The sequence below is a fragment of the Methylobacterium sp. GC_Met_3 genome, assembly GCF_026540775.1.
Lineage (GTDB): Bacteria > Pseudomonadota > Alphaproteobacteria > Rhizobiales > Beijerinckiaceae > Methylobacterium.
Genome location: NZ_JALNUL010000001.1, coordinates 544776 through 560283, shown reverse-complemented (window position 1 = coordinate 560283; position 15508 = coordinate 544776). Strand labels below are relative to the sequence as shown.

At 68.3% G+C, this 15508-nt stretch carries 15 protein-coding genes and 1 pseudogene; 12 read left to right on the top strand and 4 right to left on the bottom strand.

Annotated features, from left to right (window positions below; all coding sequences use genetic code 11):
- Positions 1-181 precede the first annotated feature (181 nt).
- From OXS27_RS02755 to OXS27_RS02740, 4 genes and pseudogenes are all read left to right on the top strand, one after another.
- On the top strand, positions 182-1264 hold the full coding sequence (locus tag OXS27_RS02755; RefSeq protein ID WP_267354125.1) for a catalase family protein: 1083 nt from the start codon (positions 182-184) through the stop codon (positions 1262-1264).
- A 54-nt stretch (positions 1265-1318) separates the two neighbouring features.
- Positions 1319-1888, top strand: a complete 570-nt coding sequence (locus tag OXS27_RS02750; protein WP_267354123.1) for a type 1 glutamine amidotransferase domain-containing protein — start codon at positions 1319-1321, stop codon at positions 1886-1888.
- A gap of 242 nt (positions 1889-2130) precedes the next feature.
- Entirely contained in the window at positions 2131-4638 is a 2508-nt protein-coding gene (locus tag OXS27_RS02745; protein ID WP_267354121.1) for a GAF domain-containing protein, read from the top strand.
- An 83-nt stretch (positions 4639-4721) separates the two neighbouring features.
- Positions 4722-4935 (top strand): annotated as a pseudogene (locus tag OXS27_RS02740) (MFS transporter); the annotation flags it as partial.
- A 664-nt stretch (positions 4936-5599) separates the two neighbouring features.
- Here the strand turns inward: OXS27_RS02740 and OXS27_RS02735 are convergent.
- The 3 genes from OXS27_RS02735 to OXS27_RS02725 all read right to left on the bottom strand — a co-directional run bounded on the left by OXS27_RS02735 (position 5600) and on the right by OXS27_RS02725 (position 7863).
- The gene (locus tag OXS27_RS02735; RefSeq protein ID WP_267354119.1) at positions 5600-6520 is read right to left on the bottom strand and encodes a Kiwa anti-phage protein KwaB-like domain-containing protein; all 921 of its coding nucleotides are present in this window, start codon (positions 6518-6520) and stop codon (positions 5600-5602) included.
- Complete coding sequence (locus tag OXS27_RS02730) at positions 6517-7125, bottom strand: hypothetical protein (RefSeq protein ID WP_267354117.1); 609 nt, start codon at positions 7123-7125, stop codon at positions 6517-6519. The genes OXS27_RS02735 and OXS27_RS02730 overlap by 4 nt, the downstream gene beginning before the upstream one ends.
- A 180-nt stretch (positions 7126-7305) precedes the next feature.
- Positions 7306-7863, bottom strand: coding sequence for a metallophosphoesterase (locus OXS27_RS02725; RefSeq protein ID WP_267354115.1), 558 nt, complete (start codon positions 7861-7863; stop codon positions 7306-7308).
- A 275-nt stretch (positions 7864-8138) separates the two neighbouring features.
- Here OXS27_RS02725 and OXS27_RS02720 point away from each other — a divergent pair, with 275 nt between their 5' ends.
- Positions 8139-8330, top strand: a complete 192-nt coding sequence (locus OXS27_RS02720) for a hypothetical protein (protein ID WP_267354113.1) — start codon at positions 8139-8141, stop codon at positions 8328-8330.
- Positions 8331-8524: 194 nt separating this feature from the next.
- Here the strand turns inward: OXS27_RS02720 and OXS27_RS02715 are convergent, their stop codons facing one another.
- Positions 8525-9418 (bottom strand): LysR family transcriptional regulator, encoded by an 894-nt coding sequence (locus OXS27_RS02715; RefSeq protein WP_267354112.1) that lies wholly within the window; start codon positions 9416-9418, stop codon positions 8525-8527.
- A gap of 157 nt (positions 9419-9575) precedes the next feature.
- Between OXS27_RS02715 and OXS27_RS02710 the strand changes: the two genes are divergently transcribed.
- The 7 genes from OXS27_RS02710 to OXS27_RS02680 all read left to right on the top strand — a co-directional run bounded on the left by OXS27_RS02710 (position 9576) and on the right by OXS27_RS02680 (position 15505).
- A complete protein-coding gene (locus tag OXS27_RS02710) occupies positions 9576-10568 on the top strand; it encodes an aldo/keto reductase (protein ID WP_267354110.1) in 993 nt (330 codons plus the stop codon).
- 103 nt (positions 10569-10671) lie between these two features.
- Positions 10672-10800, top strand: coding sequence for a hypothetical protein (locus OXS27_RS02705; RefSeq protein ID WP_267354108.1), 129 nt, complete (start codon positions 10672-10674; stop codon positions 10798-10800).
- Between the two features lie 158 nt (positions 10801-10958).
- Positions 10959-11354, top strand: coding sequence for a cupin domain-containing protein (locus OXS27_RS02700; protein WP_267354106.1), 396 nt, complete (start codon positions 10959-10961; stop codon positions 11352-11354).
- Between the two features lie 38 nt (positions 11355-11392).
- Complete coding sequence (locus OXS27_RS02695; RefSeq protein WP_267354104.1) at positions 11393-12376, top strand: aldo/keto reductase; 984 nt, start codon at positions 11393-11395, stop codon at positions 12374-12376.
- 59 nt (positions 12377-12435) lie between these two features.
- Complete coding sequence (locus OXS27_RS02690) at positions 12436-13740, top strand: multidrug effflux MFS transporter (protein ID WP_267354102.1); 1305 nt, start codon at positions 12436-12438, stop codon at positions 13738-13740.
- A 206-nt stretch (positions 13741-13946) separates the two neighbouring features.
- Entirely contained in the window at positions 13947-14558 is a 612-nt protein-coding gene (gene paoA / locus OXS27_RS02685) for an aldehyde dehydrogenase iron-sulfur subunit PaoA (RefSeq protein ID WP_267354100.1), read from the top strand.
- Positions 14555-15505: a xanthine dehydrogenase family protein subunit M gene (locus tag OXS27_RS02680; RefSeq protein ID WP_267354098.1), complete on the top strand. Its 951-nt coding sequence runs from the start codon at positions 14555-14557 to the stop codon at positions 15503-15505. The genes paoA and OXS27_RS02680 overlap by 4 nt, the downstream gene beginning before the upstream one ends.
- Positions 15506-15508 lie beyond the last annotated feature (3 nt).

Below are 15508 nucleotides of genomic sequence, written 5' to 3'. Positions count from 1 at the left end.
TCCGTTGGGAACGACCGAAGCATCCGGCGTTTGTCATGGGCTGGTCCACCCGGACCGCACTCCCATAACCCTGACCCGAACCTTGGGCGCACGTCTCGGAGACGACCGGCGTCGGGGAACGTCTCGGCTACGCTTCGTCGCCGTACCGGGCGAAGTGGAAAACAGCGGCTCAAGGATAAGCATGACCTACCTGCGTTACGCCCCCGACATCGAGCGCCCGGCGCCGGACGAGCAGGAGACCATCGACGGCATCATCAAGGGCATGACGCAGCAGTCGGAGACGGTCGAGAAGCGCGAGCACCACGCGGTCCGTGCCAGCCATGCCAAGAGTACGGCCTGCGTCACGGGCGATCTGACGGTCGCCGCCGGCTTGCCGCCGGAACTGGCGCAGGGACTGTTCGCCACTCCTGGGACGCATCCGGTTGCGGTGCGCTTCGCGCAGGGCCCTGGTGAAACCCTGGGCGACCGGGTCTCGACCCATCGCGGGATGTCGATCAAGGTATTCGACGTGCCTGGCGAGAAGCTGCCTGGCCATGCGGTCGAGACCCAGGACTTCGTGCTGGCCTCGGGCACGACCTTCCCGTCGGGGACGGCGGCCGGCTTCCTGCGCGACGGCACCGTCATCGGCAAGTCGACCGGGTTGCCGGAGGGGGTAAAGAGCGTGGTCTCGTCGACCATGCGCAACCTCAACCGTGCGCTGCACGCCTTCGGGACAGAGAGCGCGCTCGCCGACTTCTTCGGCCATCCCTACAGCCACCCCCTTGCCGACAGCTACTTCAGCCAGGCTCCGGTCCGCTACGGCGACTACGTCGCCAAGCTCGGGGCGGTCCCCGCGACCGAGAGCCAGCGTGCCCTGTCCGAATGGCGGCTCGATCCAAACCAGGACGAGGACGGGTTTCGCCATGCCGCGGTCGCGTTCTTCCGCGAGCACGAGGTGGTCTTCGAACTGAGGGCTCAGCTTTGGACCGACGCCGAACGCCAGCCCATCGAGGACGCCTCGGTCGATTGGCCGGTCTCGATCAGCACTTACCGTACGGTCGCGACGATCAGGCTTCCTCGTCAGGATGCCTACGCGCCGGACCGGGTGCGCTACTTCGACGAAGTCATGACATTCCGCCCCGCGCATAGCCTCGCGGCGCACCGACCGCTCGGCTCGGTGATGCGGGCGCGGCTTCAGGTCTATCGGGCGCTCAGCGCGTTCCGCCATCGCGAAAACGGCGTGGCGGAGGAGGACACGACCGGCATCGACCGCATACCCGCGTGACGAACGCCGCCACGGCCACTTCGATTCAATTGTTGGATTTGGAAGGAACGACACATGAGTTTGCAGGGAAAGAAGATTGCCATCCTGATCGCGCCGCGCGGGACGGAGGAGCCGGAATTCACCAAGCCCCGGGATGCCGTGACCGAGGCGGGAGCCGCCGTCACGGTGATCGGGCTTGAGGCCGGCGAGGCCGAGACGGTCAACAACGACCTCGATCCGGCCGGACGCTACAAGATCGATAAGACAATCGAGGGTGCCTCGGCCTCGGAGTACGACGGGCTCGTCGTTCCCGGCGGCAGCGTCGGCGCCGACAAGCTGCGGGCGAGCGAGGCGGTCGTTGCCTTCGTTCGGGACTTCTTCGCCCAGGGGAAGCCGGTCGGCGTCATCTGCCACGGTCCGTGGGTGCTGATCGAGGCCGACGTCGTGAAGGGCCGCACGCTGACGTCGTTCCCGACCGTGCGGCGGGACATCGAAAACGCCGGTGGGACCTGGGTCGATCAAGAGGTCGTCTGCGACCAAGGCCTCGTCACCAGCCGCAACCCGAAGGATCTGCCCGCATTCTGCGCGAAGATCATCGAGGAGTTCGCGGAAGGCCGCCATCCCGACCAGGCCCGGAGCGCCTGATCGCACTGAACCATTTGCCGGGACGCTAAGTCGAAGCTTAACTGTTTCGCCCGAGCGTCCCGGCAAGCGATGGAAGCCGAGTGTGTCGCCCTTCAATCACGGCGGTTTCAGCGTCCTTCGACCCACCTTCGGCACCACGTTGGTTTGCGCGCGAAGCTTGGAATGATATCGACGTTTCGTTGCGGTCGACGGGACCATCCATCACGCAGGCTTGACCCGCGGGCCGCGCCGATGGCCGAGGCATGAACCTGCATACGATTCCAGATATATTGATCGGTTCGGAAGCCCGACTCGCCTCGCTCGCTGCCTACGGCATCCTGGATACGCCTCCCGAACCCGAGTTCGACGGCATCGTGCGCTTGGCCACGCGTCTGTGCCGGACCCCGGTCGGCCTCGTGAGCTTCGTCTCCGCTGACCGCCAATGGTTCAAGGCGAGGATCAACTTTCCGCATTGCGAAACCGACCTCGAACGCTCGGTGTGCAAGTTCGTATTGGCCGAGCCGGACGTTCTCGTCATCCCCGACCTGACCAAGGATGCTCGTACCGCCGCCAATCCGCTCGTGACGGGCGAGCCTCACATCCGCTTCTACGCCGGTGCCCCGCTGCGATCCCCGGATGGAGCGGTGCTGGGATCGCTCTGCGTCATCGACATGGTGCCACGCCCCGAGGGCCTGACCGCGGAGCAGTTCGAGGATTTGCGGACGCTTGCGGGCCACGTCGTCGTGCAGATCCAGATGCGGCGTGCTGTCGAGGAGCGGGATCAGCTGCTCGCCTATCAGAAGGCCGAACTGCGCCAGGCCGGCCGCCTCGACGTGCTGGCCAAGGCGTCGGCCGCGCTGCTCCTGAGCGACGAGCCCACCGCGGTACTCGAACCCATCCTCGCCGACGGCGCCGATGTGCTCGGGTTCGACCGGGCCCTACTCTACGACGTCGCACCGGACGGCTGCCACCTTCGCCTGTGCCACGCGGTCAACGTCACACCGGAAGCGCACGCGCTCCTGAGGCGCAGGGCGTTCGGTGATCCGGCCTGCGGCGTCGTCGCACAGACGCGGCTCCCGGTGATCCGTACGTCCATCCAAGCCGGCGACGCACCTGAGGATGCCCTTTCGCGCAAACTCGGCCTTGATGCCTATGCCGGTTTTCCCGTCATAAGCCGGGGCGAGCTGACGGCCGTGATCGCGTTTGGCTCGACGCGGCAACCGGCGTTCGACACCGAGGCCCTCGCCTTCTTCGAGACGCTGGCCCGCCTCATGGCGGCGGTCTTCGAGCGCATGGACGGCGAAGCGGCGCTGGCCGAGACCGGGGCCTACTGGCGCAGCATGTTCGAGCGGCTCAGCGAGGGGTTCGTCGTCGGCGAGGCAGTGAGGGACGAAGCGGGACGAACCGTCGATTGGCGGTTCGTCGAGGCCAACCGCGCCTGGGGCGATCTCCTCGGCGTGGACGTCCGTGCCGCGACCGGACGCACGATCCGCGAGGTGTTTCCCACCATCGAGGAAGAGTGGGTCAGCGAGTTCGCGCAGGTCGTCGAGAGCGGGGAGCCCGTCGCGTTCCTGCGGCGTGTCGGCAGCCTTGGCCGCTGGTACGAGGGACGAGCCTTCTCCATTGGTGCAAACCGGTTCGCGGCGCTGTTCCTGGAAGTCACGGAACGGGTGGATGCCGACGCGCGCCGGACCGCGATGTCGACCTTGGGGGATCGCCTCAGCGACCTCACGACCGTCCCGGAGATGGTCCATGCGGCATCAGAGATCGTCGGCACGACGTTGGGAGCGGCCCGTGCTGGCTTCGGCCGGGTCGACGCCACAGTCGACCACGTCGACATCGAGTCGGATTGGACCGCCCCAGGGGTCGCCAGCATCGCCGGGCGCCATCGTTTCATGGATTTCGGCGACATCCGCGCCGACCTTCAAAGGGGCCAGCCCTTGGTCATCGATGACGTCAGGCTCGATCCGCGTACGCGGAACGATCCGGGACCGATGCTCGACCTCGGGATCGAGGCCCTGGTCAACGTGCCGGTGCGCGACCGGGGCCGCACGGTCGCGGTCTTCATCGTGCAGGACGGCAAGCCGCGGCACTGGACGCCGGAGACCCTGGCGTTCCTCCATGGCGTGGGTCAGCGGTTGGAGGCCGGCGTCGCCCGGGTCCGGGCCGAGGAGGATCAGCGCGTCCTCAACGAGGAGATCGCGCATCGGCTCAAGAACACGATGGCGATGGTGCTCTCGATCGCCATGCAGACACTTCGCGAGGTTCCGGACCGGGCGCCGGTGGAAGCGTTCGAGAAACGCCTCCTCGCGCTGTCCACCGCCCATGACGTATTGCTGCGCCGGACATGGACCGCAGCCCCGGCACGGGAGGTCCTTCATGAGGTCCTCCGCGCTGCCGGGCACGGCGAACGGTTCGATGCCGCGGGTCCGGACTTCGACCTTGGTCCAAGGGCCACGCTTTCCCTGTCGCTGCTGTTGCACGAGTTGGCAACCAACGCCGCCAAGTACGGTGCGCTGTCGGCTCCAAACGGCCGCGTGGCTTTGACATGGCGTCTCGACGGGGCGGACGACGACCGCGAGCTCGTGCTCGACTGGATCGAGCGCGGCGGCCCGTCGCCTGTCCCGCCATCGACCTCGGGCCGTAAGGGGTTCGGCTCTCGCCTCATTCGGATGGGGCTCGTGGGAGCGGGCGACGTCGACCTGCGCTACCCGCCCTCGGGGTTCGAGGCGACGATGCGGGCGCCCCTGGCCCAGTTGCAGCACCTGTAAGCGAATGGCCGTGGAGCCTGCGATGCGTCGACCGTCGGCGGCAGACGATGCTGCCCTTATTGCGGAAGATGGCATCCAGCGCCGCGGCCGTCCTCGTCCTCGGGGGCACCGTGATGGTGATGGTATCGGTGCCCCCGGTCGCCCTGCTCAAGACGAAGTGTGGCGCCGGCCTCCGCCGTCTCGTACGGCGCCATCGGTCCGGCGCAGGTCGAAGCCCGGCTGATCGAGATGGCGGGGAACGGCCGCCACTATCCGCTCCGAACGATTGCGGTCGCGATGGCGCCGGTCTCGCTCGGTGAGCATTCCGCGGTTGTTTGGTAGGTGGTTCGAGCAGTATTCCTGAAGGCTGCCGAGACGGCTGAGGTTCTCGAACGCGTGGGCCTCGTCCGCGAGTTCGGCGGCGTCCTCGTCGGAAACCCGATCGCCTGGGCTGTATCGGTTGAGCATCGACGCGAAATGCTCACCCGCAAGCGTCTGGTTCGCAAACGTTCGCGAGGGCAGGACAACCGGCTTTCCGCGCGCCATATCGTGGCTCTCCGAATTGATTGATGTAAATCTAGTCGTCGCGTTGATGCTTCGCTAGGTGTCGGAAGTTCCTGGTCGTCAGCTGCTCGACATCGCCTCTCCGAAGCCCCAAATCGGCCCGGCGGATTGGGTGTTCGCAAAATAGCCGTTCAAGATGCGCTCGCCAACGTAGCTGCGGCTGGCTTTGTCCTGGCGGTATGTCGTGCCGCCCTTCGCGCCATCCTACAACTTCGATAAAGTTTAGATCCTCGCGGTCAGTTGTTGCGTCATCCATTCCGGCGACTGATTGAGATCGACATCCAGGTCGGGACCAAGCGAGGGTACGAGATGCCAACTGCCTTGAGCATCCCGGATGCATTCCGTGCGCACGGAAAGCTTGGCGATCGACTCAAGGCCGGCGTCGCAGAGGCTCTTACCGAAAACATGCCCCTTTGCCTTATCCGACCCGTTCGGTGCTGGGCACGTCGAACATCCCGAGCGTCAGACGCGATTCCAGGCGGTGGTCCAAGAGCGCCTGGAAGATGTCCCGCCCGCTCTCCACCGTGGGCACGATCCGACCCGCGTCGTCGAAGGCGATGGCCAGGTTCATTCGCGCATGCTCGGCGAGCAGTCGTCCCATGAAGGCCGCATCCTTGTAGAGGCCCTTCTGCTGGATCGCGACGGCCCGCCTCAGATGGATCCTGTTCGTGCCGACGTAGTCGTTCAAGGGACCGAGGTCGGTGAAGATGCCGGCGAAGGCGGGCTCCGCCTTCAACGTCGAGAACGCCGTCTCGTGGCCCACCTTGTAAGACAGCACCGACTCGAAGTGAGGCTTGCTCCTGACGAAGACCCGGTCTTCGAGCACGAAGAAGTCGAAGTCGGGACGGATCGAGAAGCCTGGTTTCTCTTCGAGGTCCAGTTCCTCGTCGTTGAAGAACATCCTGATGACGCCCGTCGTCCTGCGCGTCGACCACGAGGCGTCGGTCTTGCGCACGGCCAGCAGCGTCCTGCCATCGTGGACGAACTTGGCCACGCAGAAGACGCTGTTCGCGAGATCCCGTATTCCTCGGACCTTGCGTGCCGGCGTGGGCTCGGCGACTGCCTCGGAGATCAGGTGCGCATGTGTCTCGTCGGCCTGGACCGTCAGGGCGCTGGCCTCGTTGTTCTGGGCGAGGATGTCGTACTCGATGGTCTCGGCGATCGGTTCGAGGCACGTGACGACGGCGCCCCGCAACCTGGTCGCCAGTTCGTCGGTGATGCCGACCCATCGTCCCGAGTACCTGGGACGTCCGTCCCCGCCGGGGGCCGTCTTGAACAACCAGACGGAGACCCCCGCCGAGGCCAGGTCGAACGCCTTCAGGTCCGCGAGCGTGGTCATCCCCGGCCGTCCCCCCCGTCGTCTCTCACGACCATCACGTCCTGCAGGCCGCCTTGGTGGTAGCTCCGCTCGGGCTCGACGACGACCTTCGATAGCATCCGCCCGACGTGGGTGTTGCCGCCGCCCTCGTATATGTACTTGACCTCGAATAACTTCCAGCCGAACGCGGCCAGGACGGGATTGAGGACGATCTGCCCCGACCTGTAGGTGATCCAGAAGATCCAGATCAGGAACACGGCGAACCCGATGAGCTTCAGGGGCTGGTCGTATTCGAGGCTGATGAAGGAGACGACGTAGGGGATCACGTAGTTGATGAGGTCGGCGGGGATGTGCTTGCTCTCCGTCACCCTCACGCGATGCGGGGTCCGCACGAGGCGAATGGCGAGGAAGGTGACCACCATGCCGGCCGCGCAGATCGCGACCGCCGACAACGACCAGATCGGGTTCTTGAGGGGGCTCGCGCATTCCAGGGCGACCATCGATGCCACGGGGCAGATCCCCCGTTTCACGGCCCCGACGTCGACGTCCTGGGCGAGCAGGATCACGCTGAGCGGTAGGTACGACCCGAGATAGATCGCGACCGCGACGAGAACCCTGAGCTGCATTCCCTTTGTCTCTCGACGGTCCGCGTCCGCTCGCCCCGGAGAGGACTGCCCGATGCGCGCCGGATATGATCTCAGATGGTGGCGGTCGTGCCTAATTTCGACCTGCCGAACACCGATTGCCCGCCCGCCATTGGTCATAACGAGCGGGCGAGGACAGCGATTGCCGGGCCCGGGGAGCGCTTAGGACGCGCCCCCCGCCCTCTCGTCCTCCGCGAGGGAGTTCTCGGCAAGACGTTCCCGGATCCGCTCCAGGGTCGTCGGGGCGTATTCCCAGCAATCGACGCCCACGTCGGTGCTCGCTGCGGTGCCAGGAAGGCTGCCGTGGGAGTGCCCGAAGAGGTGGATGTCGCCGCGATGCATCCTCGGCCACACGCGATGCGCGTAGTGCGATAGGAACGCACCCTGGGCACCGTCCCGGCTCGGGATATGGATCTGGGCGACGTCCCGGACGGGCTCCGCCCAGGGCAGGCGCTCGCTCACGCCATCGTGGTTGCCCCGGACGAGCAGCTTCCTGCCGTTGAGGCGGCGGAACACCTTGAGCGCGTAGGCCTCGGTGCACTTGTGCGCGAAGTCGCCGAGGTGCCAGACGGTGTCCTCCGGGCGGACGACCGCGTTCCAGAGCGCGACCAGGGTCTCGTCGTGCTCCTGGATCGAGGCGAACGGACGCCGGGCCTGGATCTTGTCCGAGACCACCAAGGGGTGCCCGAAATGGGTGTCGGCAGTGATGTAGGTAGCCATGATGGCCTCCAGGAATTCGGAGGCTCGGCACGCGGCGCGGCACCCCGGGGTCAATCGGTCGGGTGGACGGCCACGGCTTCCATGGTGATCTCTCCTGATCGAGGCGCATCGATCGCCCGGACGGCGGGCCGGCGCAAGGGGCCGGCGGGGTTGTCCCTGGCCGTCCCGTCCCGACGGTACGGGGAACACGAGGCGGATCGAGACCTCGGCCCGCCATCGCGGGATCGGGGGCCGGGCGCAAGGCAACCGGCGTCGCCCCCTCCCGGGAAACCCCCATGGCACGACGGAGCGCACGTCCGACCTGTTCGGCGGAATGGGGCTTGTGCAGCAACTCGAAGCCGTGGTCGTCCTTCCTCGACGGCGCCCAGGGCATCGGCAAGCTGGCGAGGACGGTCCGTGCGGAGATGGCCACTGCTTCCGCCGTCCCCACGCCGACCGCGCTCAAGGAGAAGCCGGCAGCGAAGTGAAGACCCCATCGGACGCGCGAAGGAAAAGCCCGCATCCAAGCCCAAATCAGCCTCGTCCGAGCCAAAGGCCGGAAGGCCGAAAGTCGTCTCGACACGGGCAGTCCCGAACGCGAAGCCACCAAGTGCGACGCCCGTTCGCAAAAGGCCCCCGTCCCGCGCTCAGTCGAAGCGGTAACCGGACGTTCGAGGGGTACTCACGGGCGGTGCCGCAGCGTCTCGACCAACAAGGCGAAGGCGGAGGTCGGCTGACGACGGCTCGGGTAGTACAGGTGGTAACCGGGGAACGGCGGACACCAGTCGGCCAGCACCCGCACCAGACGGCCCTCGTCGAGATCCGCACGGACGCGGTCCTCGGGAAGGTAGGCGAGGCCCAGGCCGCCCAAGGCAGCCCGCATCGCCATCGACCCGGTGTTGACCACCAACGGCCCCTCGACCCGCACGTTCAGCACGCGCGCCCCCTTCTCGAACTCCCAGGCGTAAAGGCCGCCTCGCGTCGGCAGCCGCAGGTTGATGCAGGCGTGTCCCGTCAGGTCCTCGGGCGTGCGCGGCTTGCGGTGGCGCTCGAAGTACGAGGGTGCGGCCACGGCGGCCATGCGCAGGTCGGGCCCGATGCGCACGGCGACCATGTCCTTCTCGACCTGCTCGCCGAGCCGCACGCCGGCGTCGAGGCGCTCGGCCACGATGTTGGTCAGGCCGTTGTCGACGACCACCTCGGCGGTGACGTCGGGGTTGTCCGGCAGCACGCGCATCAAGGCCGGCCAGATGATGGTCTCGGCGGAATGCTCGCCCGCCGCAATGCGGACGTTGCCGGCGGGCTTCTCACGGTACTCGGTCAGCGCCGCGAGCTCGGCGTCGATCTCGTCGAAGCGCGGCGCCAGGGTCCGCACCATGCGCTCGCCGGCCTCGGTCGGCGAGACGCTCCGGGTCGTCCGGGTCAGGAGCCTCACGCCGAGGCGGGCCTCCAAACCCTTCAGCGAATGGCTGAGCGCCGACTGCGAGACCCCGAGCTTGGCCGCCGCCCGGGTGAAGCTGCCCTCGCGCGCGACCGCCAGGAAGGCCGCGAGGTCGTTCAGGTTCTCGCGCGCCATTGATGAACCCGGCTCATATCCTCAATCGTCATTGAGCGTCTAATCGGATTGCCGCGTCCCGGATAGGTTCCTCGCCATCCCCGGACGGCGACGCCTACCGGATCCCCAGCAAACCGGCACGGACGGGTCACGCGAAGGCTCCGTCGAGGATGACACGATGAAGACGCGCCAACTCGGACGCAGCGCCCTGGATGTCTCGGCCATCGGCCTGGGCTGCATGGGCCTGAGCTTCGGCCTCGGGCCGGCCACCGACCGCAGCGAGGCCATCCGGGTGATCCGGACGGCCGCCGACCGCGGCGTGACCCTGTTCGACACGGCGGAGGCCTACGGGCCCTTCGCCAACGAGGACCTCGTCGGCGAGGCCCTGCAGCCGGTGCGCGACAGCGTGCTGATCTGCACGAAGTTCGGTTTCGACATCACCGAGGCCGGCGAGATGGTCGGGCTCAACAGCCGGCCCGAGCACATCCGAACCGTGGTCGAGGCGTCGCTGAAGCGCCTGCGCACCGACCGCATCGACCTCCTGTACCAGCACCGGGTCGACCCCGCCGTGCCGATGGAGGACGTCGCAGGCGCCGTGAAGGACCTGATCGGCGAGGGCAAGGTCGGGCATCTCGGCCTGTCCGAGGCGAGCGCCGCCAGCATCCGCAAGGCTCACGCCGTCCAGCCGGTCGCGGCCATCCAGGACCACTACTCGCTGTGGATGCGCGAACCCGAGGGGACCAAGTTCGCGCTCTGCGAGGAGCTCGGCATCGGCCTCGTCGCCTGGGGCCCGCTCGGGCAGGGCTTCCTCACCGGCGCCATCACCCGCGGCATGCGCTTCGACGACCCGAACGACCTGCGCAAGGATTTTCCCCGGTTCACCCCCGAGGCGCTGGAGGCGAATTTCAAGGTCGTCGACTTCCTGAAGGACCTCGCCGCCCGCAAGGGGGCGACCCCGGCCAGGATCGCGCTTGCCTGGCTGCTGTCGCGCAAGCCCTGGATCGTGCCCATCCCGGGCGGAACCAAGGTCGAGCACCTCGACGACAACCTGGCGGCCGCCAACCTCGACCTGACGGACGCGGACCTCGCCGAGATCGACGCCGCCTTCGCGGCCATCGACATCCAGGGCGCCCCGCTCTCGGAAGCGCTCGACGCCGCCATCGAGCGCTGAACCCCACGCGCTTCCCGTCGCCGCTCCGCCCCCTCGCGGCGCAGGGGAGCGCCAGCGGCCGGGGCCTTGGTCCCGGCCGCTCCAAGGCACACAGGAATCGACCATGAAAACCCGAAAGCTCGGCCCCCTTGCCGTCTCCGAGATCGGCTACGGCACGATGAGCTTCACCAACGACCACGGCGCCTCGCGTGAGCGGTTCGAGGCCATCCTCATCATCCGTGACACGCATTGACCGCTCCGCCTCGGGCCGACCGGTTCCGCCATCATTGATGAGCAGCTTTCATAGCCACATGCGGCTTTGATCGGCTAATCCCGAACTCGGCCACGGCCTACGTTCGTCTCATTCCAGGCCCGCCTCCCTCGGCGGTCCGGACAGCGAAGTTGGAGCGGATGGATATCAAGCGCAGCGGCTCGCAGGCGTCGGCCAAGGGGCCGGCGGAGTATTTCACCGGTTCGGTCCGCATCGACGCGCCCTTCCAGGGCACCGAGCCCGCCCGGGTCGCGGGCGCCACCGTGACCTTCGAGCCCGGCGCCCGCACCGCCTGGCACACGCACCCGCTCGGGCAGACCCTGATCGTCGTGGCAGGCCTCGGCTGGGTCCAGCGCGAGGGCGGTCCGGTCGAGGAGATCCGGCCCGGCGACATCGTCTGGTTCGAGCCCGGCGAGAAGCATTGGCACGGGGCCGCGGCCACCACCGGCATGAGCCACGTCGCCATCGCGGAGAAGCTCGACGGCAAGTCCGTCGACTGGATGGAACACGTCACCGACCCGCAGTACCGGGCCTGAGCGCCCGGACGCCCAACCCCGCCTCCGGAGACACCACCATGAACAAGCGCACCCTCGGCAAGAGCGGCCTTGAGGTCTCGGCCCTCGGCCTCGGCTGCATGGGCCTGAGCTTCGGCTACGGTCCAGCGACCGAGAAGTCGGCCGCCATCGCGCTGATCCGCGCCGCCTACGAGCGCGGCGTCACCTTCTTCGACACCGCGGAAGCCTACGCGCAGGGCGCCAACGAGGAGGCGGTCGGCGAGGCGCTGGCGCCGTTCCGCGACCAGGTCGTGATCGCGACCAAGTTCGGTTTCCTCGACGGCGACGCCATGAAGGGCGTGAACAGCCGGCCGGAGAATATCCGGGCGGTGACCGAGGCCTCGCTCAGGAACCTGCGCGTCGACCACGTCGACCTGCTCTACCAGCACCGCGTCGATCCGGCCGTGCCGATGGAGGATGTCGCCGGCACGGTCCGCGACCTGATCCGCGAGGGCAAGGTCGGGCACTTCGGCATGTCCGAGGCGGGCGCCGAGAGCATCCGCAAGGCTCACGCCGTGCAGCCGGTGGCCGCCCTGCAGAGCGAGTATTCGCTTTGGTGGCGCGAGCCGGAGACCTCGGTCCTGCCGGTCTGCGAGGAGCTCGGCATCGGCTTCGTGCCGTTCAGCCCGCTCGGCAAGGGGTTCCTGACCGGCGCGATCACGGAGAGCACGACCTTCGACAAGACCGACTTCCGCAACATCGTGCCCCGCTTCTCCGAGGAGAACCGCAAGGCCAACCAGGCGCTCGTCACGCTGATCGGCGAGATCGCGGCCGGGCACAAGGCGACCAACGCGCAGGTCGCGCTGGCCTGGCTCCTCGCGCAGAAGCCCTGGATCGTGCCGATCCCCGGCACGACCAAGCTGCACCGCCTGGAGGAGAACGTCGCCGCGGCCGACGTCACCCTGACCGTCGACGACCTCGGCGCCATCGAGGCCGCGCTGGCGAAGGTCGAGGTGGTGGGCGACCGCTACCCCGCCCAACTGCAGCAGCGCGTCGGGCGCTGAGAACGGACCCGGTGCGCGCGATACGGCGCGCACCGTCCTGCGGAAGAGGGAATCTGCGCATGCTCGCGCGTGCCGAAGCGGATCGGACGCCGATGGCGATCACGGCGGACATCTTCCCGGGGGACGCGGCGGAAGCCTCCGACGCCCGGGGTGCCGGCGCACCGGCCCGGATCGAGGCTGCCGGTCACGGCTGGCGGGTCCTCGCCGTCCTCAGCGCGCTGATGGGCTTCGCCTCGATCTCGACCGACCTGTACCTGCCGGCACTGCCGACCATGGCCGCGAGCCTCGGGTCGGACACGGGCACGATGGAGCTCACCGTCGCCGGATACCTGATCGGCTTCAGCCTCGGCCAGCTCCTGTGGGGGCCGCTGGGCGACCGCCACGGGCGGCGCGGTCCGATTGCGGTCGGCCTGATCCTGTTCGTCGTCGGCTCGGCGGGATGCGCGCTCTCCATGACGGCCTGGGGCATGATCGGCTGGCGCATCGTCCAGGCCATCGGCGCCTGTGCCGGCGTCGTCCTCGCCCGTGCCATGGTGCGCGACCTCTATGCGGGCGACCGCGCCGCCCAGATGCTGTCGACGTTGATGACGGTGATGGCCATCGCACCCCTGCTCGGGCCGCTGCTCGGCGGCCAGATCCTCGCCGTCGCCGGGTGGCGGGCGATCTTCTGGGCGCTGGTCGGCGTCGGCCTGCTCACGCTGGCGGCCCTGTTCACGCTGCCCGACACCCTGCCGCCGGAGAGACGCAATCGGGAGCCCCTGGGCCATGCGTTCGTGCGCTACGGCCGGTTGCTGCGCCAACGCCGCATCCTCGCCTATGCGGGGGCCGGCGGGTTCTTCTACGGGGGCATGTACGCCTACATCGCCGGCTCGCCCTCCGCCTACATCACGGTCTACCACGTCGCCCCCCGGTCCTACGGCCTGCTCTTCGGGGTCGGCATCCTCGGGATCATGGCGACCAACCTGCTGAACGCACGGCTGGTGATGCGCTACGGTGGGGACCGGCTCCTGCTCCTCGGGACGGCAACGGGGGCCTGCGCGGGCCTCGCCCTGGCCGTGGCGGCCGGCACCGGGTGGGGCGGCCTCGCGGGGCTGGTCGCGCCCCTCTTCGTCTTCATCTCGGCGACGGGCTTCGTGGTCGCGAACTCCGTCTCCGGCGCGCTCGCCGGCTATCCCGAGCGCGCCGGCGCGGTCTCGGCCCTCATCGGGGCGATCCACTACGGCAGCGGCATCCTCGGCGCCGGACTGGTCGGCACGTTCGCCGACGGAACGCCCTGGCCGATGGGCTGGGTGATCGCGCTCGCCGGGCTTGGCAGCGTGGCCAGCGCATGCGCGGTCGGGCGCCGGATCCCCGTCGACCGCTGACACAGGCAGGCGGCCGCGGGGAGATCATTCATGAGGCACGCTCATAGCCCCATGCCGTCTCGGCACACTAATCCCCGGGACCCTGCGCGATACCTTGGATCGTATCCAAGCTGGCCACGCGCGTTCGTTCCCCGATGGACGACCTGTACGGGCCGCTCCCCACGACATGCTCGGAAATCAAGATGGCACCACCCGGAGATTACGACATGAGCCGACGTGATCTGGTCGCCGGAGCCACGGCGACCGCTGCCCTGACGACGCTGCCGTCGGGCGCCCACGCGGGACGCGAGCCGAGCGACGCGCCGGTCCTGGCGAAGGTGGCCCTGACCGTGAACGGCCAGGGCCGCGAACTCGAACTCGACACCCGCACCAGCCTGCTCGACGCGGCTCGCGAGCACCTGCACCTCACCGGCTCGAAGAAGGGCTGCGACCACGGTCAGTGCGGCGCCTGCACGATGATCGTCGACGGCCGGCGCATCAATTCGTGCCTGACCCTGGCCGTGATGCACCAGGGCTCGGAGATCACCACCATCGAGGGACTGGGCCAGCCCGACAACCTCCACCCGATGCAGGCGGCCTTCATCAAGCATGACGGCTACCAGTGCGGTTACTGCACCCCCGGCCAGATCTGCTCGGGCGTCGCGGTCCTCGCGGAGATCAAGGCCGGCATCCCAAGCCACGTCACGGCCGATCTGAATGCACCGATGCAGGTCACGGACGCCGAGATCCGCGAGCGCATGAGCGGCAACATCTGCCGCTGCGGCGCCTATTCCAACATCGTCGAGGCGATGACCGAAGTGTCCGGGAGGCCCGCATGAAATCCTTCACCTACGAGCGCCCTGACACGCCGGCCGCAGCGGCCGCGGCCGTCGCCGCCACGCCGAACGCCAAGTTCATCGCCGGGGGCACCAACCTCCTCGACCTGATGAAGCTGCAGATCGAGACGCCGACCCACCTCGTCGACGTGAACGGGCTCGGGCTCGCCCGGATCGAGGCGACGCCGGAGGGCGGCCTGCGCATCGGCGCGCTGGTGCGCAACACCGACCTCGCGGCCGATGCCCGCGTCCGCAAGGATTACGGCGTGCTTTCTCGCGCCCTGCTCGCCGGCGCATCCGGCCAGTTGCGCAACAAGGCGACCACCGCCGGCAACCTGTTGCAGCGCACCCGCTGCCCGTACTTCTACGACACGGCCCAGGCCTGCAACAAACGCCAGCCCGGCTCGGGCTGCTCGGCCCTCGATGGGGTGAGCCGGCAGCTCGCGGTCATCGGCGGGAGCAAGGCCTGCATCGCCACGCATCCCGGCGACATGGCGGTGGCGATGCGCGTCCTCGACGCCACCGTCGAGACGGTCGACGCGAAGGGCTCCGAGCGCCAGATTCCGATCGCTGAGTTCCACCGCCTGCCCGGCGACGAGCCAGAACGCGACACGACGCTGCGCTCCGGCGAGCTGATCACCGCGGTGACGTTGCCGAAGCCGGTGGCGGGCACGCACATCTACCGCAAGGTCCGCGACCGCGCCTCCTACGCCTACGCCCTGGTCTCGGTGGCGGCGATCCTCGGCAAGGACGGCGCCGGGCACGTCGCGTTCGGCGGGGTGGCGCACAAGCCCTGGCGGGTGGAGGCGGCCGAGGCCGACCTGCCGCGCGGCGCCAAGGCCGTGACCGACAAGGTCTTCGCCGGCGCCGAGCCGACCAACGAGAACGCCTACAAGCTGAAGCTCGCCGAGCGCACGCTCACGGCGGCGCTCAACCAAGCGAGGGCCTGAGCC